Below are 23530 nucleotides of genomic sequence, written 5' to 3'. Positions count from 1 at the left end.
TTACAAACATGTAAGTTTTCTGACATTTATAGCGGTTTGAATTGCTCAAAGGCTTCGTGGCAAGTGTGGCAGTAGTAAATGGCGCGGCACAACGTTGGGCCAAAAGGATTCTTAAGTTCGGTATTTTCACCCTCGCACCGTGGACAGATTGCACTTTCAAGAATTTCCAAATCGTGAAATACTTTGTTGGAGGGTGGTGGCGCTAATCCAAATTGCTTGAGTGCTTTTTTTCCCTTTTCAGAAATAAAATCAGACGACCACGGAATCCGAAAGGAGACATTGACGGATACATTGCTGATCCCTTTGCTTTTTAACTTTTCGATGACTTCATTCTTCATTACCTCCATGGCGGGACATCCAGCAAAGGTGGGTGTTAGTTCTACCGAAACTTTTTCTCCATCCACTTCCACTTCTGTGATGACTCCCAAATCCACCAACGACAATACGGGTATCTCCGGATCATTTACCTCTTCTAGCCATTCGTAAACTTCTTTGATGGACGTTATCATGGATAGACAATAGCAAATGAGTTGGCAATGATTTGATTGAGGTGATGCTTCAAGTGCTTGACGTAATCGATGGCCAACCATTCTAATGTCAGAAATTTCCCATCACCAAAGTCGCAGGTCTTTAAATAGTTTTCGGTTGGCATGTGCTGCAGCACGCGACAGATTTTAAGATTGATCAATCGCCAGTTTTCAATGACATCATTGGATGGTGTGCTTTGATATTGATTCGCGGCTACCCAAAAGTCTTGGTTGTATTTTATTTTAGGAGTCGGTGTTTCGTATTGTCCGCAAATAAATCTTCTTAAATTGTTTTCACCTGAGTCGATGAGGTGGCCGAGCACTTCTTTCTTGCTCCATTTAGTGGGGAATGGCTTCGCAGAAAAATCAACTTCAGGAAGTTGCGCAATGTGCTGTGCGTAAGTGAGGGTGATGAAATGGAGTTCGGTGGTTACGTGTTTCATTGATGTTTTTTTAAGTCCGGAAGTCTGGAAGTCTGGGAGCTTAAGTCAACTTTCAGTCTTCCGAAATAATAATTACCACTCTGCCCCTGGATCAATCCGAAACACTTCACTCATCTCATCCAACAGAGGCTGTAGGTGCTCACTGTGCTTGCCAATTCTTCCCCCATAAATAGGTTGTACAATTTTCCAATCAGGTAATTGTAAGCTGGTTTGCGAGATTATCTCTTCAATCTTTGAGAGCCATTTTTCTTTTAACTCCGCTTCGCCAGCAAAAATTTCGGTGGCGATGATTTCCTTTTCATAAAGCGATTCTTCAAAAATACCCAAGGCATAGGGCATGGCATTCTCCAATGATTTTTGTAGACGGCCAATGCTTTCTTCGGTAGCTGAGCCCAACTGGGTGATCCATGTTTTGGCGTGGAGGGTGTGGTAGCGAAGTTCTCCCCGCACTTTTTTGGCCACTTGTGCCAATGGCTCATACGATGAATTTGTCAGTAATTCAAATCTCAATGCTTCGGCTATATCGTACAAAAAATGACGAATCAAACTGAAATCGTATTCTTGATTGGGTAATTCCGTTAAGATGGAGTTGTGAAATTGATTTGCATTGCGGGTGAAGGCAATTGTATCAGGATCACTTTCTCCTAGTTGATGAAGCAATGTATAAAGAGCCAAACTGTGCCCTACCTTGTCTTGCGCCATGGACGAGAAGGCAATGTCTTCTTCGAGCAATGGCCCAAAGCCTGTCCATTCAGAATTGCGATGTCCAAGAATTAGTTGGTCATCGGCCATTTTGTAAAGAAGTTCTCTGAGGGGTAGGTTTTCCATTTCTAGTTCTTTGTCCAATTTTCAATTTTTAGGCCATCAACTCAGTTTGAGAGATTGATCTTTACGAAGGTAAATACAAATATTTGTGTCGAGTAAATAAGCCATCAATCAAGCATGTTTTCATTTTTAATTTCTTCTTTCGTAATCATATCATTACTTTTTTATAAAGCTACTCTTTTCCAAAAAACTTGTCAATTTATCACCACCCTTGTATTCAGCCGCATCACGGAATTTTTTTTCGGGCAGCGTCAACCACAAATCTTTGTCATCATCCGAGGTGAATCGAATGGCTTTTCGATCAATCGCCCACACGTTGTAAACGGTTTTTCCTTGGTTAAATTTGTTTTTTGCTTTGCTCATCGCTCCTGGCGCGGATGTAGCGACAACGCTGCCAACATGGATGTGCTGCTTACCGCGTTTGGTCAAATGATAAATTTCAAAATCCTTTTTGCCATCACCATCTTTAACATCATCCAATAAGTCATAGACATTTTGGTTTCCTTCGGTAAGGGGAGAAACGAACACCTCGCGCGTCTCCACTACATACAATGAAGCACACGTAAACCTTCGGGTAAAGGTTTCTTTTGCTAGGATGTAGGCCAACTCTAGGTTAGGTGCATGAACAATGCCTTCGTGTTGAAACGGCTTGCCTTCTTTGGGTTGCACGAAAACTTCGAACGTTCCAAACTGATCCAACGAAACTTTCGGGACAATTTTTCCTGCTTCACCAATGTGTGGCAGTCGGGTTACGCGGGGGTCTAGGGACTTCAAGATTTGTGACTTTAGATTTGTGATTTTAGAATTTTGATTTAGTGTGCTGATTCTATTTCAACAGCAAATCGTAAATCTAAAATCGAAAATGATTTATGCCAACGGCATTACATACTTGGTCTTGGGCGTTTTCAATGCTTCTCTCACCCATTTACCGCGTTCTTCCGCAATGCGTCTAACTTCTAGTCTTTCTTTGTTACATGGGCCATCCCCATTGATCACACGTTTAAATTCTTCCCAATCAGGTTCGGTGTATTCCCACTTGCCACTCTCTGTATTCTTTTTCAAGTTTTGGTCGGGTATCACAAAACCAAGCTCCCAAATTTTAGGAACGTACATATCCAAAAACTGATTGCGCATGTCATCGTTGGTGCCCATTTTCACTTTCCACTTCATCAATATCTCGGTATGTGTAGAAATTTTGTCTGATGGTCCAAAAAAGTGCATCATAGGAGGCCACCAACGGTTCAAGGCTTCCTGAAACATGTCGCGTTGTTTTTTCGTGCCGCTCGCTAAATAGATCACGCAGTGATGTCCATATTTTAAATGGAAAGATTCTTCTGCACAAATTCTATCCAGAGCACGGCAATAAGGCCCATAGCTTCCTTTGGCATTGGCCAATTGATTAACAATCGCACCCGCATCTACCAACCACGAAATGAAACAACAATCAGCCCATGTGAAAGTAGGGTAGTTGAAAATGTTGGAGTATTTTGACTTCCCTGTAATCAAATCATCAATCATTTGCTCGCGCGATTTGCCCAGTGTTTCTGCTGCACTATAAAGAAGTTGTGCGTGACCTACCTCATCTTGCACTTTGGCCATTAACGCCATTTTGCGTTTGAAGCCGGGCGCTCGGGTAATCCAAGTGCCCTCTGGTAATGCGCCTATTATTTCACTATGCCCATGCTGCTCAATCATGCGGATGAGTTGCTTGCGATACAACTGAGGCATCCAATCGGTAGGTTCAATTTTTTCCCCTCGCTCGATTCGTGCCTCAAAGGCAGCCAGCAGAATTGGATCTTCTTGAGCTACGCTATCGGTTTTTATTCCTTCAAAGGTATTTCCTCCCCCGTACATAATTATTGGTTTTTAGTGATCTAGCACAATGCCTAACAATCGTTTGCAATTTAACAAAGAAGCCAATACGATGTTTAATTTTTTTTGCCAATAATGTTACCTTTAATTGTTAAAGTGATTTTCCGGGTTAATCAAAAATCAATGAAGCTGTTAATTCTATTTTTCATAACGCTAAACTCAATAAGTGTGTATTGCCAAAGTGAGTGTTTCAAAGATTGCTCGAAGGTAATGGCATCAAAACTTCCTTTTACTGATAAACTAAAGATTCTGCAATCCTGAATTTGCTACAGAAAATATTGAAGGAGAAACGCTCTCATCAACGGAATTAAAAGGGAAAATTTTAGTTATCAATTTTTGGTATATAGGATGTGTGCCCTTTCGAGCGGAAATTCTAGCTTTAAACATACTTGCAGAAAAGTACGAGAAGGATGTTTTGTTTTTGCCATTTGCCAAAGATGACATCGCTTCCCTAAAGAAGTTTGTCCAAAAGAGCCTCTTTATTTTCAATCGATCCCTAGTGCTGACAAATATGCAAACTTTGTTTTGCATAGTAGCTGGACACCCAACCAATATGATCGTAGATAAAGAAGGTAAATTTACTTTAATGTTTAGCGGTGGAAGAGTGGATGAAAAAGCTTCAGAAGAAGTTGTAAACAGATTTGAACCAACAATAATAAAACTTCTTTCCAAGAAGGATCCTATTTTTTCAACCCATTCACCAGCATATCGGCTAGTTGCTGACCAATTTCGTTGGGCATGATATTGCTTTCTGGATCGTACCACATGGGCATCCAATTAAGAGATGAAAAGAGCGTCATCACCGCCAATTTCTTATCAATGTTCTCTTTGAACTCTCCCTTTTTGATGCCCTCTTCAATCATATCTTTAAAGCGATTGATATAGTTGATACGGAGCAACAAAAAATCGCGAAGATATGGCTGGCTCAAATGGCGATGCTCATTCATAAACACGGCCGAAGCGATCAAATCTTTGGCCATCACTTGAATATGACCGATGATGCCCAACTTCAATTTTTCACTGGCAGACACTTTTTTGGTTTCCACTTCTTGTAATGACTTTCTAAACTCAGCCGCCATGTCAAAACACAAGCTTTGCAGGATTTCTTCCTTTGATTTGATATGCGAATAAAGACTGGCCGCTTCGATTCCTAGGTTTTGAGCCAAGTCGCGCATGGAAGAAGCAGCATAGCCCTTCTCTCGAAATAATTGCGCAGCAATTCTAATTACTTGTTCTTTTCTACTGAGTGTAGAGGTGGCATCCATAGTCTATTACTTTCTTCAAGCAAAGATAATTTATAATTAGCTTTGAAGCACAAAAGCGGTGAAATGAATTATAACTCTCTTTCTGAATATTTTTATAAGGTATATAACATCTGTTTATTGATGATGTTTGTGCCCGTGGCAGGCTTCCTTTACGTGTATTATTTGGTTCTTACCAATCAAGTAAAGCCTACCCTTGTTTCGGAAGATGTTATACAAATCACATTGGTTTTATTCCCGATTCTTGCACTATTAGACCTAACGATTGTTCATTGGTTTTCGCTTAGGCGATTGAAAACTTTTTCGAATGAGATGAGCTTGGGTGTTCGGCTCCACAAGTATGTTTCGGTAGCTACTCTACGAGTCTCTGGTTCTGTGGCAACTTCTCTTTTTATGGGTGCTGGCTTGTATATGACCCATCACGAATTTTTCAGCATTTATTTTGGGGTGATCGTTTTGTGGACAGCCTTCAATTGGCCCACACCCAAAAAAGTATGCCGCGATTACAAACTCAGAGGTGATGAAGAAAAAATGGTGTTAACCAAAGGTGATACTTTTGAGTAAATTTTACTTTCCATTCGGAATAGCCTTCGGAACTAAAATCAATTCGGTTTGCCTTCCATCAATGTACCGAAAACCTGTTTCATCAAAATAACCATCTTCTTCCAACTGTATCTTGATTTCTTTTTTCCATTCGATTACATATACGGAAGCGTTTAACTCAATGGAGTAGGCGGTGTTGTAATGCATGGCATAATCTCCCGTAAAGGGAACGCCCTCTTGCATGTCCCACATACCAATGGTAGTGCCAGCTGCGTGACCATGAAAACCAATGGGGTGTGTATAGATAGAAGGTGTAATGCCTCCATCAATGGCTTGCTTGCGCGAATCGGCTAAAATTTGATTTCCGCTTCTGCCTTCTTTGAAATTGCCTGTAAGGATGTCTTGCAATTTATTGCCTCGCTTGAAGGCGTTCTTTAGATATTCAGGAGCATCGGTTTCGCCTGGTTTTAAAATGTAGGCATGTTGCTGCGTATCGGTGTTCAAACGTAAGTAGGTAATACCAAAATCAACATGAAGGAAGTCACCAGGCATAATCACCAAAGGCTGTGGTCGTTTGGTAGTAATTGCTTCCGGTTCGTTGCGCTGAATAGAAACGGAGGGTTGAAACCACGTATCTAACTTTAAGCGCTTGATTTCTTCTCTGTACCACCACACTACATCTTCGGTAGTTGTTACGCCCGGTTGAATTACTTTATCCGAAAACCCTTCCGCAATGATAGTATGTGCAATTCGACAAATTTGTTGGTAGATAACCATTTCTTTTTCGGTGCGTGTTTCCAGCCAAGCTACCCCTAATTTTTCTGCTGATGTTACAAGCGGATATAATCTTTTCGGTAGTGCTGTCAACAGTTGGTCGTAATCATTCGAAGTCAACCCGTCCGCATGACCCCATGACGGTGCTTTGTTAACACCTATCTTTTTTGGATTTCGTTCTTCGATGATTTTGGCTAATTGTCCCCATTGGTCAGGGTTACGGTCAGGGTCCCAAGCGCGCTTGAAGATTTTGCCTACATCGTATCGGGCCACAGCCAGGTATTCAAATCCAAGATCATTCCCTTTATTGTCTTTCCCTTTGTCGTAAACAACCAGCATAGTTGTTCTGCGGGCTGCAAACCATACGGCTGGTAACATCGTGCGGATGATGGGATCTTCGTTGTATTCGCGTGAGATAATCACCCACATGTCAAATCCTTCTCTGCGCATTAACGTTGGCAGCACGGTGCGCAAGCGCTCCTCCAACAAATCATCAATCACTTTGGCTTGTTCGCGCTGAGTGAGAACGAGGGGGTATTGGGCGAAGGAAAATTTTACAGAAAAAATTAAAGCTAATACTAGAAACTGTTTCATTGTTTTAAAGGAATATTAAATGTAAATATAAAAGGTTAGGCGAAGGGAGTTAGTAGTTAGGAGGAGTTTACCGAATACTGATTACTGAACACCTATTACCGAACACCGATTACCGCTTATCAACCACCACTTATTGACCATCTCAAAGTCTAATTTTAATTTGACACCGCTGATCTTTCAAAATATTCCGAGCATTGTCCACTTCAATTTTTGATTTCGCATCGTCCATTTGTTCGCGCACATTGGCTTTGATTTCTTTCATGCGCATGGCTTCGATGAAGCGTTTTATTTCCTCTTCATTTTCCAAAATCAATTCTGGAACCTGCGTTGGTTTATCGTCATCTCCTTTGGCCACCATCGTAAAAAATGAAGAGTTGGTATGCTTGACAATTCCTGTTTTCACATTTTGTGCTTCTACGCGTATGCCCACCACCAGCGAGGTGTTGCCTACATAATTTACTGAAGCATGCATGGATACCAACTCACCGACTTCTACAGGCTGAAGAAATTCTACTTTGTCTACTGAAACGGTTACGCAATAAGTTTCAGCATGTTTACTGGCGCAGGCGTAGGCCACTTTATCCATCAGCGAAAGCAACGTGCCGCCATGAATTTTTCCACCAAAGTTTGCATAGGCCGGAATCATCAATTCGGTGATGGTCGTTTGGGAGATGCGAACGGGTTTGGAGGAGGTCATGAGAACATTTTTATTGCCTCTTCATGCTCTAAAAATTTGCCTTCATTCATCTCTGCAACTGCTTCATCTATCTTTTGATTATACTCTTCAATGCTCTCGGCAAAGTATTCTTCATCCCGTAGCTTCGCGTAAGCAATCATGTTTTGAATGGCCAAGATAAGCAGCTCATCATTGATTCCCGCAAGGCTTTCTATTATTTGCCTTTTTCCTTCTTGAATGTTTGTAGCTGGTTTCATATTTCAAATATAAAAAATTTTACACCATCTTGTTACTCAACCAATGAAACCTCCACACCATGGCACTTGCTGTTAAGGTAAGTCCAATCAACAACCCGTACCAAATTCCTTCCGCCCCGTAATTAAATTTGAATGCCAATGTGTACCCAATGGGTAAAGCGATAATCCAGTAAGCAATAAAAATCAACAGCGATGGAATTTTTACATCTTGCAATCCGCGCAACGCACCGGCACACACCACCTGCGTGCCATCGGAGAGTTGAAAGAACCCAGCGATAATCATGAGTGGTGCTACGGTTTGTAGCACCAAATCATCGTCAATATATAGAGACGGCAAAAAATGCTTGCCGACAATAAACAAAATCCCCCACAGCAGCATGATAAAAAGACCGAGACCAATGAGGGTAAACCCTGCGGTTCGTATGGCATTCCGGTCGCGCTGTCCAAAAAATATCCCAACGCGTATCGTAGCGGCAGCACCCAATCCCGAAGTGGTCATGTAGCTGATGGTAGCCAAGTTGATAGCAATTTGATGGGCAGCCAGTGGTGCGGTTCCAATCCATCCCATCATAATGGCCGAGAACCCAAAGGCAGCAGCTTCGAAAATAAATTGTGCACCAGCGGGCAAACCAATGTGCAGCATTTTGTTCAGCAATGCTTTCGAATAATTTCCAAACGCAAAACCAGCTCGGTAGTTGGCAAATCGCTTGGCGCGGTACACATACATGCCCATCCAAACGGCCATGGCCACACGCGAAATAAAAGTGGCCCAACCTGCACCGTTCATTCCAAGTTCAGGAAAGATCCAGATTCCGTAAATCAATACGTAGTTCAAGAAAATGTTCAAAAAGTTACAGCCAATCATTATCACCATCGCCACGCGAGTGCGTTGCATTCCTTCTGCAAATTGCCGAAAGGTTTGAAACACCATGGTAGGGATAATCGAATAGGTAACGATAAGCAAATAAGGAATAGCCAACTTCACTACATCGACTGGTTGCCCAATGTGGTAAAGTGTACGCTGGCCAAATACGACCAACAAGGTGAGGACCAAGCCGACACTTAGATTAATGATTAAGCCATGACGAATGGTATCGATAATTTTTTGTGGCTCATTTGCACCATCGGCTTCAGCTACCAATGGCGTGATGGCATAACTTACACCAATTCCAAAGAACAAAAGCACACCAAAGAAACTATTTGCGAGAGAGGCAGCCGCGAGGGGAGTGGCACCTGTCCAACCAATCATTACGCTATCGGCAACGCCCGTCATCACTTGACCGAGCATGCTAATCATGACAGGATAGGCCAACAAAAAACTGGTGCGAGCTTCTGCCCGGTAGTTGGAAAGAGTCATTTTACTTGCGCAGTAAAGCTACTTTTAAAATGCCCATCACACTTAAACTATCGGTGATTTTTCCATCCATCACCATTTGCAAGGCTTCTTTGAATGGGAGTTTCCACACCTTCATATCTGCCTCCGTTTCTTCTAAATTTGATTTGCCTTGCTTCAATCCTTCGGCCAAAAAAACAAAACCTTCTTCGTCTGATACGGAGTTGGACAAGTGTGCGCGTAAAATCATTACCCAGCTCGCAGCTTCCAATCCGGTTTCTTCTTTCAGTTCGCGCTGGGCCGATTCTAATACATCGTTGCCAATGGGGCCGCCACCTTCGGGTATTTCCCAGCTCCATTCGTTTAACGCATAGCGATGCTGCCCCACCAACCACGTGTTGTCGTCTTCGTCCAATGCTACAATGCCAATGGCTTTATTTTTGAAATGCACTTTTCCATAAATGCCTTTGCCTCCAGCAGGGTTCAGGACTTGATGCTGCTCCAATTTTATCCACGGATTTTCGTAGATGTCTTCTGTACGTAAGGTCTTCCAAGAGTTTTGCATAACTAGCTTAAAAGTTTAAAGTTAAAAGTTTAAATTTTAAACTTTTAACTTTATGCCTAATGCTCAAGTCAAGTTATACCAAAGAAAAGATAGAAGCTGGCTGCGATGAAGTAGGCCGCGGATGTTTGGCAGGGCCAGTGGTGGGGGCTGCGGTTATCTTGCCAAAAAATTTTAAGCATAAATTGCTCAATGACTCCAAGCAATTGAAGAAAGCCGACCGCGACCATTTGCAAGATGAAATCAAACAAGCTGCCCTGGCTTGGGCCGTGGCCGAAGTAAGCCATCAAGAAATAGATGAAATCAATATTTTGAATGCCTCTTTTAAGGCGATGCACTTGGCGTTGGATAGGCTAAACGTGAAACCCGAATTACTGTTGATAGATGGCAATCGTTTCAGTCCGTATCAGGAAGTAGAATATCGATGCATCATTAAAGGCGATGCCAAGTATTTGTCCATTGCGGCAGCGTCTGTCTTGGCCAAAACCTATCGCGATGAGTTGATGGAAAAATTGGCAAACGAATTTCCCGGCTACGGATGGGCCACCAACGTGGGTTATCCCACGCTGGAACATCGCAACGGAATAAGAACTTTGGGCATTACCCCTTACCACCGAAAATCGTTTCAACTATTGCCTTCACAATTAGAATTATTTGGGTAATTTTCTGCATGGCTTTTTCGTTTTTTAAAAAGAAAGGGGACTCGTTTGACATGCTTTTGTTCTTTTTTACATTTTACACCATGTAGCATGTGCCTCATTTTTTTTGCAGTTCAGAAACATCCAACATATAAACTAATCATTGCAGCCAACCGCGATGAGTTTTACAATCGCAAAACAGTACCTGCCGATTTTTGGGAAGACCACCCCGCGATAGTGGGCGGCAGAGACTTGGAGGCACGCAGGCCTGATGGAAGCTGCGGCACGTGGATGGCCATGAATAGAAATGGTAGAGTGGCAATGGTAACAAACTACCGCGACCCCAAAAACATTGACCCACATGCACCTTCGCGTGGGCATTTGGTGTCAGATTATTTAGAAGGGGCAGAAGAACCAGAAACTTATTTGCAGCAAATTGAGTCTAACAGACTTCGATACAACGGTTACAATTTGGTGGTTGGCAATGTAAATGAGCTTTGGTATTTGAGCAATTACCAAAACGAGATAATGCAACTTGCCAACGGGCTGCACGGGTTGAGCAATCATTTGCTTGATACACCATGGCCTAAGGTAAGGCGAGGAAAAGAAAAATTTGGCCAAGAGTTAACTTCAAATGATTTATCGGCAAATACACTTTTTAATTTTTTGTACGATACCGAGCAAGCGGATGACAGCCAATTGCCCGATACGGGAATTGGGCTGGAGCGTGAGAGGATCTTGTCATCCATGTTCATCAAAACCAATGGCTATGGCACGCGATGCTCTACGGTGGTGATGGTCGATAAACAAAATATTGTGGAATACACGGAGCGAGTGTATGATTTGAATACATTTGAGTTTGAGGACAGAACATTTAGGTTTCAAGCGGATTGATTTTTTGCCACAAATTTCACAGATGCGCACTGATTTTTTCTTGGTCTTATCTATCTTTCATAAAACCTCTTTTGATTGAATAGGAAAAGTGCTATTCACATAGATCTATCGATCCGTGGCAAACTGAACATAGCTATTGTATGAAAAAAGAATTGATTTTTGAGGCAATTCTGCCCTAGCACTCGTTAGTCAAAAGTTACTTTAGTGTAGGTTTTGATAATTCGTAGTTGTTGTTCGCTGACCAAAGATTTTTGATCAACTTAACTTAGGCTCAAATGAGCAATTTAAATTCTATTTTGAAGGAAGTAAGAGGCGCAAGTTCCTATCCAAGCTTTCCTCTAGTGATATCATTGTCTCGGTGCGTTCAATTCCTTCTACTTGTTGCATTTTATCGTGTAGAACTTCTTTCAGGTGATTGGTATCGCGACAATGGATTTTTAAGAACATGGAGTAGTTGCCTGTAGTATAATGGATGTTTACAATCTCAGGAATATCTTTGAGTTTGGTCAATACTTTTTCGTATAAAGCACTCTTTTCTAGATAGATACCAATAAATGCAGTGATGTCATAACCTATATTGGCATAGTTAATTCTCAGGGAGGTTTTGTCAATGATTCCAGCCTCCTCCATCTTCGTCATTCGCACATGCACGGTCCCTTGCGATACATTCACTTTCTTGGCCACTTCCGTATACGGTCGTTTGGCATCTTGCATGAGCAGTTCCAATATCTTCAAATCGATATTATCAAGTTCGTAATTTTTAGGCATGATGGATGCTGAATTTTATAAATTATTTATCAAAAATATTGTATTTATAAATATAGTGCAATAATGTAAGGTATTTATTGACTTTAGTATCTATTTAACCTTTACTTTGTTGCATAATTTACAATGTAAGGTGTTGAAATTGGCAGACAAGCCCTCCTGTCTCGGGGGTGGAGAGCAAAGGACAAACGCAAGGTAATGGGTTGACCACTAAAGTTTTCTTAATGCCTTGTAGCTAACTTCTCCGTGGAGGTTCGAGACCTTCCCTTACAGCAGACTAAAACCCTGACCAACGAGTCAGGGTTTTTTGTTTTTAGTCCAAACAAACGATTGCTTTCACTAACTTTTTTGTTCTATTTTGGTTTTGATTTTTACATCAATTCCTATGACAAAAGATTTTCCTTGGTTTAAGGCCTATCCTGTAGGGACACCCCATGAGTTAGCATCTTATGAGTATTCCTCTTTGGTTGAATTGTTTGAAACGGCTGCTAAAAAATTCAGCAACCGTATAGCTTTTGAGAATTTGGGAGGAAAGATAACGTATGCCGAAGTGGATCGGCTCTCTACCCATTTTGCTGCCTATCTTCAAAACGAATTGGGTTTAAAGAAAGGTGAACGAATTGCCATACAAATGCCCAACCTATTGCAGTTTCCAATTGCCATGATTGGCTCGCTCAAAGCGGGATTGATTGTGGTGAACACCAACCCGCTCTACACTCCACGTGAAATGGAGCACCAATTTAAAGATGCGGGCATTTCTGCCATTGTTATTGTTGCCAACTTTGCTCATAGCTTAGAACAAATTAGGGAGCGTGTTCCTGCCAAGCACATCATTGTCACTCAAATGGGCGATATGCTCGGATTGGTGAAGGGTGCAATCGTAAATTTTGTAGTGAAGAATGTAAAGAAGCTTGTGCCAGCCTACCATATCCCAAACACAATTTCATTCAAGTCGGCATTAGCGAAAGGAGCTGGCCTCACGCTAAAAAAACCAGCTATCGATATTGAAGACGTGGCCGTACTGCAATACACCGGAGGCACCACAGGCATATCAAAAGGAGCGCAGCTCTCGCATCGCAATATCATTGCGCATAATATGATGATTACCCATTGGTTCAAGCCCTTGATTGATACGAATGAACAACAAGTGGTCATTACTGCGTTGCCGCTGTACCATATCTTTGCCCTTACGGTGAATGGAGTGCTAATGTACACGCAGGGTCTGCGCAATGTATTGATTACCAACCCGCGCGACTTGCCAGGGTTTATAAAGGAAATTAAGAAATACCAATTCTCGATTATCACAGGTGTGAATACACTCTTCAACGGATTGATTCACAATCCTGATTTTGCTGCGTGTGATTTTTCAAAATTGAAAGGGGCAGTAGGCGGTGGTATGGCCGTGCAAGATGCTGTAGCCATTCGCTGGCAAGAGATTACGAAAAGCCCGTTAGTAGAAGGGTATGGATTAAGTGAAACATCTCCAGTACTTTGTTGCAATCCTTTAACGGGTGGTCATAAGCGCGGAACTATTGGCATCCCTATGCCAAGCACGGAAGTGGCAATTTTTGATGATGATGGAAAACAAGTAAACCAAGGAGAGACCGGGGAGATTTGTGCACGCGGCCCACAAGTAATGCGCGGCTATTGGGAAAAAGACAATGAAGGAGTATTCTTTCCGGGGGGCTGGTTTCGCACGGGTGATATTGGCTTGATGGATACAGAAGGCTATTTCAAAATCGTGGACAGAAAAAAGGATATGATTAAAGTCTCTGGCTTTAACGTGTTCCCCAACGAAATTGAAAATGTAATGGCGGGTCACCCCAAGGTATTGGAGGTGGCAGCCATTGGCGTGCCAGATGCCAAGTCGGGTGAAGTGATTAAAGTTTTTATTGTGAAGAAAGACCAAAGCCTTACGGAAGAAGAGCTTAAAAAATTCTGTCACGAAAACCTGACGAACTATAAGGTGCCCAAGTATTTTGAGTTTCGCACAGAATTGCCAAAGACAAATGTGGGCAAAATCTTAAGAAGGACATTGAAAGAAGAGGAAGCCAAGAAAGCAGCTTGAAAAAAAAGTAGGCAGTTTGGCAGTAAGCAGTAGGCGGGATTGGATAACTTTGGAGCTTAAAGTTTGATTGATTAAATATGAAATTAGTTGCCGTTGTTGGATTTATCTCCTTGTTTTTCCTTTTCTCATTTACGGATTCTAATGTAACTTCGACAAGTCCTGAGGACTCCGTTCATTACTCCAAAGAGAAGCACTTTAAAAATCTACGCCAACTTACTTTTGGAGGCGACAATGCCGAGGCGTATTGGAGCTTTGACAGTAAAATGGTGAGCTTTCAATCCAACAATAAAGCGTGGGGTTTAAACTGCGACCAGATTTTTTATATGCCCATCGAGGGAATGAACTTGCAACATGGTGTAACCAAGCCGCAACTCATTAGCACAGGGCAGGGGAGAACCACTTGCTCTTTTTTCCTTCCTGGAAATAAGTCCATTTTATATGCCTCTACTCACTTGGGTGGAAAAGATTGCCCAAAAGATGTAGAGCGCACGCCCGGTGGAAAATACCTATGGCCCATTTATGATTCGTATGATATTTTTGTGGCCGATAAAAATGGTAAAATCGTCAAGCAACTGACCAACACACCTGGCTATGATGCCGAGGCAACCGTTTCACCCAAAGGAGATAAGATTGTGTTCACCTCCACTCGCAATGGCGATTTAGATTTGTACACCATGGATATCAACGGAAAAAACGTGAAGCAAATCACCCATGAGATTGGTTACGATGGCGGAGCTTTCTTTTCACCCGATGGAAAGAAAATTGTTTTCCGGGCCTCACGATTTACCACCGAAGCAGCCAAAAAAGAATACCTTGATTACCTGAAGCAAGGGCTGGTAGCACCCACGGAAATGGAAATATTTGTTTGCAATGCCGATGGATCAGACTTAAAGCAAATTACCAAATTGGGTAAAGCCAATTGGGCACCTTTCTATCACCCAGCAGGAAAGAAAATTATATTTAGTTCAAACCACAAAGGCAAAAGAGGTTTTGAGTTCAATCTTTTCATGATAAATGAAGATGGCACTGGCCTTGAGCAAATCTCGTATGACAAAGTATTTGATTCCTTCCCGATGTTCTCGCCTGATGGAAAGAAAATCATTTTCTCGTCCAACCGAAACAACGGAGGAACACGAAACACCAATTTATTTGTAGCGGATTGGGTGGAGTAAATTCGGTAGTCAAGAATTCAAAAATCGTAAATCGTACATCTTAAATCGTAAATCGCTACGATAGGCTTCTTCGAAAACCAATACTTATCCTACAAAAAAGACCACATTAAAAACCTGATGGCATTGGCCAAGGCAGATGGACACGTGCACGAAAAGGAGAGAGCAGTTATTTTTAAAATAGGCAACCGCTACGGCTTGAAAGAACGCCAAGTGCAAACCATTTTGGATAGCAACGAAAAATTTAAAGTGAATCTTTATACAATTGGGTTACCACACCAAGAATTTCAAAAAAAAAGACAAGAAGCATTATTTGGAAACGCAAAAGGTTTGGATACCTTCATTTTCAATAAGGCAAGGGGGTAAAGAATATGTAACTAAAGGTTTTTGGTCGTTTTATCCAAAACATCCTAAGGCCGTGCTTTAGCCGCCAGCGCATTTGAGACGTGTGCTTTTGCTCAAGCAAAAAATGAAACCAAAGTAAAATTTCCTTCTTAACTTGAATGTGTTTTCCACGAATTGCTTTCATGCAAAAAATTCTCACTTCTTCCCAAACCAAACTCCTCGATCAATACACCATCGAGCAAGAGGCTATAGCCTCAATTGATCTGATGGAGCGTGCATGCAGTTCTTTTGCCCAGTGGTTTGTAACCAAATTCCGGGCAACCGAAAAAATCGCTGTGGTGTGTGGCACAGGCAACAATGGTGGCGATGGCCTGGGCATCGCACGGATGTTGTGCGAATGGAGTTATCCCCTAGAGGTTTTCATTATCCGAGGTTCCTCTGCCGAGACGGCTGACTTCAAAATCAACTTAGAACGATTGCCTTTAAAAGTAAAGTGCATCAACGTAACGGAAAGCACACAACTGGATTTTGGTAAAACCGAGGTGATCATCGATGCGATTTTTGGCTCAGGCCTGTCTCGCCCGGCAGAAGGGATTTATGCTACTGCGATTGAATCGATCAATCAAGCCAAAGCAATAAAAGTCGCGGTAGATATTCCTTCCGGATTGTCTGCTGATCGTCCTTCCACAGGCGCAATTGTTCAAGCACAATTCACGGTTTCGTTTCAGTTGCCAAAACTTGCCTTCTTTTTTCCGCAGTACGCTGATAATGTGGGTGAGTGGGTTGTGGTGGATATTGGCCTGAGCCAAACTTTTTTGAAGGAAGTTGAAGCACATCATTTTTATGTGACTGAAAAATCGGTGAAAAAACTGGTTCGTGCACGCAAACGATTTTCGCACAAAGGCAATTTCGGTCATGCCCTGCTGATTGGCGGATCGAAAGGAAAAATGGGAGCGGCTGTGTTGAGCGCGCGCGCGGCCATGCGTTCGGGGCTCGGTCTGTTAACTGTTCATTCACCGGCTTGCGGGCTGGAGGTATTGCAAACTTCTGTGCCAGAGGCAATGGTCGAAGTGGACTCTAACGAAAATCACTTTTCAACTTTGCCAGACAGCTTTGATTACGAAGCAATTGGCGTTGGCCCTGGGTTGGGCAAACACCTTGATTCTGCAAAAGCTTTTTCCAGCTTGTTGAAAAAATACCAACACCGCATGGTAATCGATGCCGATGCGCTTAATATCCTTTCTGAGAACCGCGAGTTCTTACAGCTTGTCCCGAAAGGAAGCATCTTAACTCCCCACCCAAAAGAATTTGAACGGTTGGTGGGCGCATGGGCTAATGATTTTCAACGATTGGAGAAGCAAAAGGAGTTGGCGGCTCAATTGCAGTCGATTATTGTGTTAAAAGGGGCATTTACTTCTGTTGTTGATGAGAAGGGTAATGCGTACTTCAACCCCTCCGGCAACCCCGGCATGGCAACGGGTGGCAGCGGAGATGTGCTGACCGGAATTCTGGTTGGCTTGATGGCGCAAGGATTCTCGTCAATTGAGGCGGCCATTTTGGGTGTTTACCTGCATGGCCTTGCGGGTGATTTGGCGGCCTATGAGGTGGGCATGGATTCGCTGATGGCGTCTGATTTGATAAAATATCTACCAACGGCATTCAAACGAATTGCAAAATAAGGGCTGAGACTCCCTTAAAAGAGAGTTTTTTTGACTCATTTAAACTTTTGGGTTACGAATTGCATCTAAATGCTATTAAGTACGTAAGTAAACCTTAATGAACGTCACCAAAACCATATTTATTGTTGCTGCTCTCATTCTTTCTGTGGCCAGTTCATTCGGGCAAACCAAAGATTCTAGTTTTGGCACTACCGATCCGGTAAAGTCTGTTCAGGTATATCCTAACCCCACTTCTGAATTTTTGAACATCAAATTTGAAACACCCATTGCTGAAAAGTCGGTTTTCAAAATCCATAATATCATCGGAAATGAAATGACCCTTGAAGTGGAAGTAGTTGATGCTTTTGAGGTTCGCTTCAAAGTAAAAGACTTACACGAAGGCTATTATATCTTGGCCGTTCAGAATTCAATTACGGGAGCAAAATCTACCTATAAGTTTTTGAAGTTGTAGTTTCATTCATCAGAAATAAAAAGACCCGCCCTAAAACTTAGAGCGGGTCTTTTTTTTGGTTGATTATCCTACTTCTTTATAGGTTCGTAATTCTTAAATGGTGAGATGCTCACCTTTTCCATGGTCGTTCTAAACTCTGGCCATGATTTTTCATAAAACTTATTCACTCTTTCAATCACTTTCGCCACTTGCTCCTCTGCTTGCTTGGCTACGCGCTGGTCGGTGGCACTGATCGGGTCTTTTGATGAATTGATGAAAAACTGAGCCGTGCCAACATACGACATGGGTGTTGGATCAGGCGAGCGCACAATGCCTTGGCGCTTGTCTTCTTTGCCGACTATATAATCTATGATGTTGTTGATGGAGTCTTTCATCACTTTGATTTTGTCGGTAGCGTCTTTCAAATCGGTGCGTTTGGAGTCTTTGATCTTCTTTTCATACTCTTCTGCAATCTCCTTGGACTCTCGCAAACGCTCCATGGCTTTAGCACCTGCTGCAGTCAGTTTTTGCAAGTCTTTAATCATCGCATAGCGCGACTGAATGATGCTCTCTGAATTTGGATAACGTGGGTCAGATTTCACGTTAATGGTCGTGGAATCTTTTTTGTCACCAAATGACAAACGAAGTTTGTACGTGCCGGGCAACACTTGTGTGCCACCAGGTTCAGATGCGTTGGCGCGAGGCTTTTCACGCGAAGGTTGGCGAACGCCTTTTTCGTTCAATCCCCACGTCATGCGGTTGAGGCCGTTGTCTTCAGGTGCTTTTTGCTTGATGGTGCGAATTTTTTCCCCTTTTGCATTGAAGACTTCCAACGTAAGCGAATCGTATTTCACTTTTGGCTTTTCATCTTTTTTATCCTTCGGCTCTTCTTTCTTCACTTCAGCTTTTTCCGCTTTCTTTTCATCTTTCTTCATCTCGGCCTTTTTATCATCTTCCTTCTTCTCTTCCTTTTTCTCTTCTGGTTTATTGATCACATAAGAGATCAGCGCGCCCGTAGCTCTGTTTTCGCCTTGGAACATGGCGTTGCCAGGGAACAAAATTCCCGCAGGGTCTTGCGTTACCACTTGATAAGCATCGGCCGGATCAAACACATGCAGTGTTTTGTTCAAAACAGCACTGCCTTCTTTCACCATCTCGCGCAACGGACGAATGTCATCTAAGATATAGAGTGCACGGCCAAAAGTACCGATGGCCAAATCATGTTCTCTCGGATGAACCACTAAATCCATGGTCGGCACTCCGGCAGGGTAGCCGCTGGTCCAACGCGTGTAGTTTTTGCCTTCATCGAGCGTTACCCAGAGGCCATTTTCTGTTCCCACAAAAATCAACTTAGGCTCCACTAAATCTTGCGCCACGGCAAGCGTGTAATTGTTTTCACCTACTTGAGCCGATGAAATCATGCTCTCCCATGTTTGGCCGTAATCTTTTGAACGGAACAAATAAGGTTTGTAATCAAATTGACGATAGTTGTTCACCACCACAAATACTTCGCCTGCATTGTGAGTGCTGGCTTGCACTTGCGGAATCCATGCACCTTTGGGAAGGCCCGTAATTTTTGAAGTGAGGTTTGTCCATGATTTGCCGCCATCGCGGGTAAGCTGCAATTTGCCGTCATCCGTTCCCACCCAAATCACATTTTTGTCTTTTGTGCTGGGCGCGATGGCCAGTATGGTACAATGGTTTTCAGCACCCGTGGCATCCATCGTCAAGCCGCCACTTTCATGTTGTTTTTGTTTTTCAGGGTCGTTGGTGGTCAGGTCACCTGAAATAATTTCCCACGTTGTTCCCTTGTCCGTAGACTTATGAATGTATTGACTTCCATAGTAAATGGTTGACTTATCAAACGGGTCCAGTGCCAAGGCTGCATTCCAGTTAAAGCGCAGTTTCATTTTAACATCAGGGTGAGTGGGCCGAATGATTTTCGTATGGCCGGTTTTGCGATCGTACCTTCCCAAGAATCCGCCTTGCGACATTGCATAACCGAAGTTGGCATCAGTTGGATCTGGCTGTACATCAAAGCCATCGCCAAACATTACAGATTGCCAGTAAGAATTTTGGATGCCACCATCCTTCCACGTGTAGGCCGGGCCCACCCATGATCCGTTATCTTGCAAACCTCCATACACATTATAAGGCTGTTCCATATCTACGGCCACATGATAAAACTGCCCTACGGGAATATTTTCCACAAAGCGCCAATTCTTGCCATAATCATGGGTGATATTCAAACCGCCATCGTTGCCTTCTACAATAAAGCCAGGATCTTCTTTCGAAATCCACCATGCGTGGTGATCGGGATGTACGCCCGAGTAAGGCAATAGTTTTTGAAACGACTTGCCTCCGTCTTCACTTACATTCACTTCTGAATAAATGGTATACAAACGATTTTCATTTTTAGGGTCGGCATGAATTTCAGAATAATAGAAAGGCCGATCGCCAATCTCGCTCATTTTGTCGTTCACCATCGTCCACTTGAAGCCGCCATCCGTTGATTTGTACAGCGCATTCTTTTTGTTTTCAATGGCGGCATATAGCACTTCCGGCTTGCTTGCCGCGATGGCCAATCCCATACGACCGAGGTCGCCCTCTGGCAGGCCATCTTTATCGGTGCGCTTCGTCCATGTTTTTCCTCCATCGAAGGTGATGTGCAAACCTGAGCCAGGGCCTCCCGACTTAAATGTCCATGGCCAGCGTCTGTGTTCCCACATGGCGGCAATAAGTTTATTTGGATTGGTTGGATCCATTATCAAATCAGCGCAACCTGTTTTGTCGTTCACAAACAAAACCTTTTCCCACGAATTTCCTCCATCTGTTGTCTTGTACACTCCGCGCTCTGGATGTTCACCCCAAGGTGAACCAATAGAAGCAACATAGACTGTGTTCGAATTTTTTGGATCGATGATGATGCGGTAGATGTTACGAGTTTTTTCTAAACCCATCAATTTCCAATTCTTTCCACCGTCTAAACTTCTATAGATTCCCCAGCCGCTATTCAAGCTGTTGCGTGGGTTGCCTTCGCCCGTGCCTACCCAAATCACGGAAGGGTTGTCTTGCTGAATGGCAATGGCGCCAATAGACAATATATTCTCTTTGTCAAAAATGGGCTCCCAATTGATGCCACCGCTGGTGGTTTTCCACACTCCGCCAGAAGCGGAGCCGGCATACATAATGTCTGTATTGCTGTTGACCACGTCAATAGCAGTGATGCGTCCGCTCATGCCGGCTGGGCCAATGGCACGCGGCTTCATGCCCTTCATCTTTTCCATGTCTATTTTTTGAGCAATGGAAGAAGTAGCGATCAGTAGAAGAATTAATGAATAGAGTAAATGGTATTTTTTGAGCATAGTTTTAGAGTTATTCAACTCGAAAGTTAGCTGACTAATCGTCAGTCCCAATGTCGATTTTTTGTAAAGTGAATTTACAGGATAAGGAGTAACGGAAGGTTATGAGTGGTGAAAGGCATCTTTGAGTCGATGCAAGTTACGTTTAACCTTTCATCAGATGAACAATCTCCTGATTGAAAAATTGAGATTAATTAAATTTATAACAGTAGAAAAACACACGTTTGCGTATTGCTGCTAAATCTATTTTTTATCAATCCCTTTTCATTTACAAAATGAGAAACGATAGTGTCTGAATACTCCCGTTTGCAGGGGAAAAATTTCACAGCCTTCTCGATCTTGTTGGTTTTTAAAATGGTACGCAGAATAAGCTTTTCCCGTGCACCAATTTCGCAGTTGGGTTTCAGTTCTTTTTCTATTTTCTCAATAACTGCGTTGATCTCCTCGATTTGATTCTGTTTAAATATCGCCATTTGCTAAAGGTAGTGAAACTTAGTGATATTGACTGAACGCCTGTGAATTCAACGGCTATATTTAGAAAATCTTTCCCGGGTTCAAAATCCCATTTGGGTCAAAAACTTTTTTAATGCCCCGCATCAGGTTGAGGTTTACTTCACTCATGGCAATGGACATGTACGGACGTTTAGCAATGCCAATGCCGTGTTCGCCCGATAGCGTGCCGCCAAGACTTACCGTGAGCTTAAAGATTTCGCCTATTCCTTCGTTTACTTTGGTGTTCCAATATTCTTCACTAAGGCTTTCTTTTAGAATGTTTACATGCAAGTTGCCATCCCCCAAGTGACCGAAGCAAACCGTGTTGAAATTATATCGCTTGCCAATTTCTTTAATGCCATTGATCAATTTTGGCAAATTGGCGCGTGGCACCACCACATCGTCTGACTTTGTTAATGTATACCAGTTCACCGCAGGTGAGATATTTTTTCTGATCTTCCACAGTTCGGACTTTTGTGCATCCGTATCAGCAAATAGAATTTCTCCGCTCTCAAATTTTTCTACTACGCCCATCACGCGTTCGGCATCGCGCATCAATACTTCTTCATCGTTGCCATCCAGTTCGCAGAGCAAATACGCATTCATGCCATCGATTAGTTTGGTGGTCACGGGGCTGTTCAATACTTTATCACAGTAGTCAAACGTTTTGGCGGCTGCCTCTTTCTCAAAAAACTCCATACCCGAAGGGGTAATTCCATCCACATAAATCGCTGCAATGGCTTTGCATGCCTCTTCATTCGTGCTGAAGGGTATCATCATCAGCACATTCTTTTTTGGGTAACCACGCAACTTGAAAACAATTTTGGTGATAATGCCGAGTGTACCTTCGCTGCCGCACATCAGTTGCGTTAAGTTATAGCCAGTTGAATTTTTTAACACGTTCGCTGCCGTCCAAATGATTTCGCCAGTGGGCAATACCACTTGCATGTTCAATACATAATCGCGGGTAACGCCATACTTTACTGCCTTGGGGCCTCCGGAGTTGTTGGCCAAATTACCTCCGAGAAAACAAGAGCCGCTACTGGCTGGATCAGGCGGGTAAAACAAGCCTTTTTCTTTTACTGCATTTTGAAACACTTCGGTAATGACGCCTGGCTCAACGGTAGCTTGCAGATTTAATTCATCGATAGTCAAAATTTTATTGAACCGCTCCATCGAAATAACGATACCTTTTTTTACGGGCAATGCTCCTCCGCTTAAGCCGGTGCCGGCTCCACGTGGAGTGGTTGGGAACTTATATTGGTTGCAAATTTTTAGTACCGCGCTTACTTCTTCGGGTGTGCCAGGTTTTATTACTACATCGGGCAAAAACTGATAGTCTTCCGTTTTATCATGACCGTAATCATTACGCGTTTCTTCATCTACCATCACAAATTCCTTCCCTACTATATTTTTAAATGAATCGATTACGTTTACTGCAATGGAGAGGGTTGGTGCTTCAACTTCTTTGGTGTATGCCATTATGTGTTAAATTTGTTGTGAGATGCCAATTATAAATCGCAAAATTAGTCATTTAAGTTTGCAACGACTTGCGATTTTGGTCTCGATTTTTTTGCTGCTAAACGGTTGTTCTGCATCGCGGAAAACAAAAGCGAGAGATCAAGAAGTAGAGGCTGTTATTCGAGCCGCTAGGGCGTACACCGGAACACCCTATAAATGGGGAGGCACTACTCGCTCGGGCATTGATTGTTCAGGCCTTGCAGGCAATGCGTTCAATGCCATTAAACTGAATTTGCCCCGCACCGCAGATGCCCAAGCTTTGGTGGGTGAAAAAGTGAAACTCGCGGATTTAAAACCTGGCGATTTGGTTTTTTTCGCGACCGGGAAAAAGAAGCACGAAATTACGCACGTGGGCATTGTTACAGTGGTGAAGTCAAAAGACAATATCAAATTTATACATGCTTCAACTTCCCTTGGTGTAGTGGAGACCGACTTATTTTCTGACTATTACCAAAAAAGGTTTCGCGAGGCGAGGCGTGTCATTGACTAAACAAATGCA

25 protein-coding genes are annotated in these 23530 nt (G+C 42.8%); 10 read left to right on the top strand and 15 right to left on the bottom strand.

The window, feature by feature from the left end; genetic code table 11:
• Positions 1-26: 26 nt before the first annotated feature.
• The 5 genes from paaJ to paaA all read right to left on the bottom strand — a co-directional run bounded on the left by paaJ (position 27) and on the right by paaA (position 3649).
• Positions 27-509: a phenylacetate-CoA oxygenase subunit PaaJ gene (gene paaJ, locus KA713_06500; protein UXE68225.1), complete on the bottom strand. Its 483-nt coding sequence runs from the start codon at positions 507-509 to the stop codon at positions 27-29.
• The gene (locus KA713_06495) at positions 506-970 is read right to left on the bottom strand and encodes a DinB family protein (GenBank protein UXE68224.1); all 465 of its coding nucleotides are present in this window, start codon (positions 968-970) and stop codon (positions 506-508) included. Before KA713_06495 ends, paaJ begins: the two co-directional genes overlap by 4 nt.
• A 72-nt stretch (positions 971-1042) precedes the next feature.
• Complete coding sequence (gene paaC, locus KA713_06490) at positions 1043-1798, bottom strand: phenylacetate-CoA oxygenase subunit PaaC (protein UXE69057.1); 756 nt, start codon at positions 1796-1798, stop codon at positions 1043-1045.
• 153 nt (positions 1799-1951) lie between these two features.
• Positions 1952-2530, bottom strand: coding sequence for a phenylacetic acid degradation b (locus KA713_06485; protein ID UXE69056.1), 579 nt, complete (start codon positions 2528-2530; stop codon positions 1952-1954).
• A 132-nt stretch (positions 2531-2662) separates the two neighbouring features.
• The gene (paaA, locus tag KA713_06480; protein ID UXE68223.1) at positions 2663-3649 is read right to left on the bottom strand and encodes a 1,2-phenylacetyl-CoA epoxidase subunit A; all 987 of its coding nucleotides are present in this window, start codon (positions 3647-3649) and stop codon (positions 2663-2665) included.
• 295 nt (positions 3650-3944) lie between these two features.
• On the opposite strand from paaA, the gene KA713_06475 reads away from it, so the two are divergent.
• Entirely contained in the window at positions 3945-4409 is a 465-nt protein-coding gene (locus KA713_06475) for a redoxin domain-containing protein (GenBank protein ID UXE69055.1), read from the top strand.
• Here KA713_06475 and KA713_06470 read toward each other — a convergent pair.
• Positions 4348-4932, bottom strand: coding sequence for a TetR family transcriptional regulator (locus KA713_06470; protein ID UXE68222.1), 585 nt, complete (start codon positions 4930-4932; stop codon positions 4348-4350). The genes KA713_06475 and KA713_06470 overlap by 62 nt on opposite strands.
• Positions 4933-4974: 42 nt before the next feature.
• Between KA713_06470 and KA713_06465 the strand changes: the two genes are divergently transcribed.
• Positions 4975-5493, top strand: coding sequence for a hypothetical protein (locus KA713_06465; GenBank protein UXE68221.1), 519 nt, complete (start codon positions 4975-4977; stop codon positions 5491-5493).
• A 3-nt stretch (positions 5494-5496) separates the two neighbouring features.
• Here KA713_06465 and KA713_06460 read toward each other — a convergent pair whose 3' ends face one another.
• The 5 genes from KA713_06460 to KA713_06440 form a co-directional block, all read right to left on the bottom strand.
• Complete coding sequence (locus KA713_06460; GenBank protein UXE68220.1) at positions 5497-6840, bottom strand: M24 family metallopeptidase; 1344 nt, start codon at positions 6838-6840, stop codon at positions 5497-5499.
• Positions 6841-6982: 142 nt separating this feature from the next.
• Positions 6983-7537: an acyl-CoA thioesterase gene (locus KA713_06455; GenBank protein ID UXE68219.1), complete on the bottom strand. Its 555-nt coding sequence runs from the start codon at positions 7535-7537 to the stop codon at positions 6983-6985.
• Positions 7534-7773 carry a hypothetical protein gene (locus KA713_06450; protein ID UXE68218.1) on the bottom strand — a complete coding sequence of 80 codons (240 nt, stop codon included), beginning with the start codon at positions 7771-7773 and terminating at the stop codon, positions 7534-7536. The genes KA713_06455 and KA713_06450 overlap by 4 nt, the downstream gene beginning before the upstream one ends.
• Before the next feature lie 19 nt (positions 7774-7792).
• Positions 7793-9130, bottom strand: a complete 1338-nt coding sequence (locus KA713_06445; protein UXE68217.1) for an MATE family efflux transporter — start codon at positions 9128-9130, stop codon at positions 7793-7795.
• A gap of 1 nt (position 9131) precedes the next feature.
• Entirely contained in the window at positions 9132-9671 is a 540-nt protein-coding gene (locus KA713_06440; protein UXE68216.1) for an NUDIX hydrolase, read from the bottom strand.
• Positions 9672-9730: 59 nt separating this feature from the next.
• On the opposite strand from KA713_06440, the gene KA713_06435 reads away from it, so the two are divergent.
• Together KA713_06435 and KA713_06430 are read left to right on the top strand one after the other, a co-directional pair.
• Positions 9731-10330 carry a ribonuclease HII gene (locus tag KA713_06435; GenBank protein ID UXE68215.1) on the top strand — a complete coding sequence of 200 codons (600 nt, stop codon included), beginning with the start codon at positions 9731-9733 and terminating at the stop codon, positions 10328-10330.
• Positions 10331-10417: 87 nt separating this feature from the next.
• Positions 10418-11200 carry an NRDE family protein gene (locus KA713_06430; GenBank protein UXE68214.1) on the top strand — a complete coding sequence of 261 codons (783 nt, stop codon included), beginning with the start codon at positions 10418-10420 and terminating at the stop codon, positions 11198-11200.
• A 291-nt stretch (positions 11201-11491) separates the two neighbouring features.
• Here KA713_06430 and KA713_06425 read toward each other — a convergent pair whose 3' ends face one another.
• Entirely contained in the window at positions 11492-11968 is a 477-nt protein-coding gene (locus tag KA713_06425; protein UXE68213.1) for an Lrp/AsnC ligand binding domain-containing protein, read from the bottom strand.
• 382 nt (positions 11969-12350) lie between these two features.
• Between KA713_06425 and KA713_06420 the strand changes: the two genes are divergently transcribed.
• The 5 genes from KA713_06420 to KA713_06400 all read left to right on the top strand — a co-directional run bounded on the left by KA713_06420 (position 12351) and on the right by KA713_06400 (position 17677).
• Positions 12351-14033, top strand: coding sequence for an AMP-binding protein (locus KA713_06420; GenBank protein UXE68212.1), 1683 nt, complete (start codon positions 12351-12353; stop codon positions 14031-14033).
• Positions 14034-14110: 77 nt separating this feature from the next.
• Entirely contained in the window at positions 14111-15205 is a 1095-nt protein-coding gene (locus tag KA713_06415) for a PD40 domain-containing protein (protein ID UXE68211.1), read from the top strand.
• A gap of 117 nt (positions 15206-15322) precedes the next feature.
• On the top strand, positions 15323-15568 hold the full coding sequence (locus tag KA713_06410) for a hypothetical protein (protein UXE68210.1): 246 nt from the start codon (positions 15323-15325) through the stop codon (positions 15566-15568).
• Positions 15569-15729: 161 nt separating this feature from the next.
• Positions 15730-17226, top strand: coding sequence for an NAD(P)H-hydrate dehydratase (locus KA713_06405; protein ID UXE68209.1), 1497 nt, complete (start codon positions 15730-15732; stop codon positions 17224-17226).
• 97 nt (positions 17227-17323) lie between these two features.
• Positions 17324-17677 carry a T9SS type A sorting domain-containing protein gene (locus tag KA713_06400; protein ID UXE68208.1) on the top strand — a complete coding sequence of 118 codons (354 nt, stop codon included), beginning with the start codon at positions 17324-17326 and terminating at the stop codon, positions 17675-17677.
• 68 nt (positions 17678-17745) lie between these two features.
• On the opposite strand, the gene KA713_06395 is transcribed toward KA713_06400, so the two are convergent.
• The 3 genes from KA713_06395 to KA713_06385 form a co-directional block, all read right to left on the bottom strand.
• Positions 17746-20943: a hypothetical protein gene (locus tag KA713_06395; protein ID UXE69054.1), complete on the bottom strand. Its 3198-nt coding sequence runs from the start codon at positions 20941-20943 to the stop codon at positions 17746-17748.
• Between the two features lie 275 nt (positions 20944-21218).
• The gene (locus tag KA713_06390) at positions 21219-21491 is read right to left on the bottom strand and encodes a hypothetical protein (GenBank protein UXE68207.1); all 273 of its coding nucleotides are present in this window, start codon (positions 21489-21491) and stop codon (positions 21219-21221) included.
• A 61-nt stretch (positions 21492-21552) separates the two neighbouring features.
• The gene (locus KA713_06385) at positions 21553-22992 is read right to left on the bottom strand and encodes an FAD-binding protein (protein UXE68206.1); all 1440 of its coding nucleotides are present in this window, start codon (positions 22990-22992) and stop codon (positions 21553-21555) included.
• A 22-nt stretch (positions 22993-23014) separates the two neighbouring features.
• Here KA713_06385 and KA713_06380 point away from each other — a divergent pair, with 22 nt between their 5' ends.
• On the top strand, positions 23015-23521 hold the full coding sequence (locus KA713_06380; GenBank protein ID UXE68205.1) for a C40 family peptidase: 507 nt from the start codon (positions 23015-23017) through the stop codon (positions 23519-23521).
• Positions 23522-23530: the final 9 nt, after the last annotated feature.

Origin of the sequence: Chryseotalea sp. WA131a (assembly GCA_025370075.1) — a bacterium.
GTDB lineage: Bacteria > Bacteroidota > Bacteroidia > Cytophagales > Cyclobacteriaceae > ELB16-189.
The sequence above is the reverse complement of the archived record's forward strand: the minus strand, read 5'-3'. Positions and strand labels throughout refer to the sequence as shown.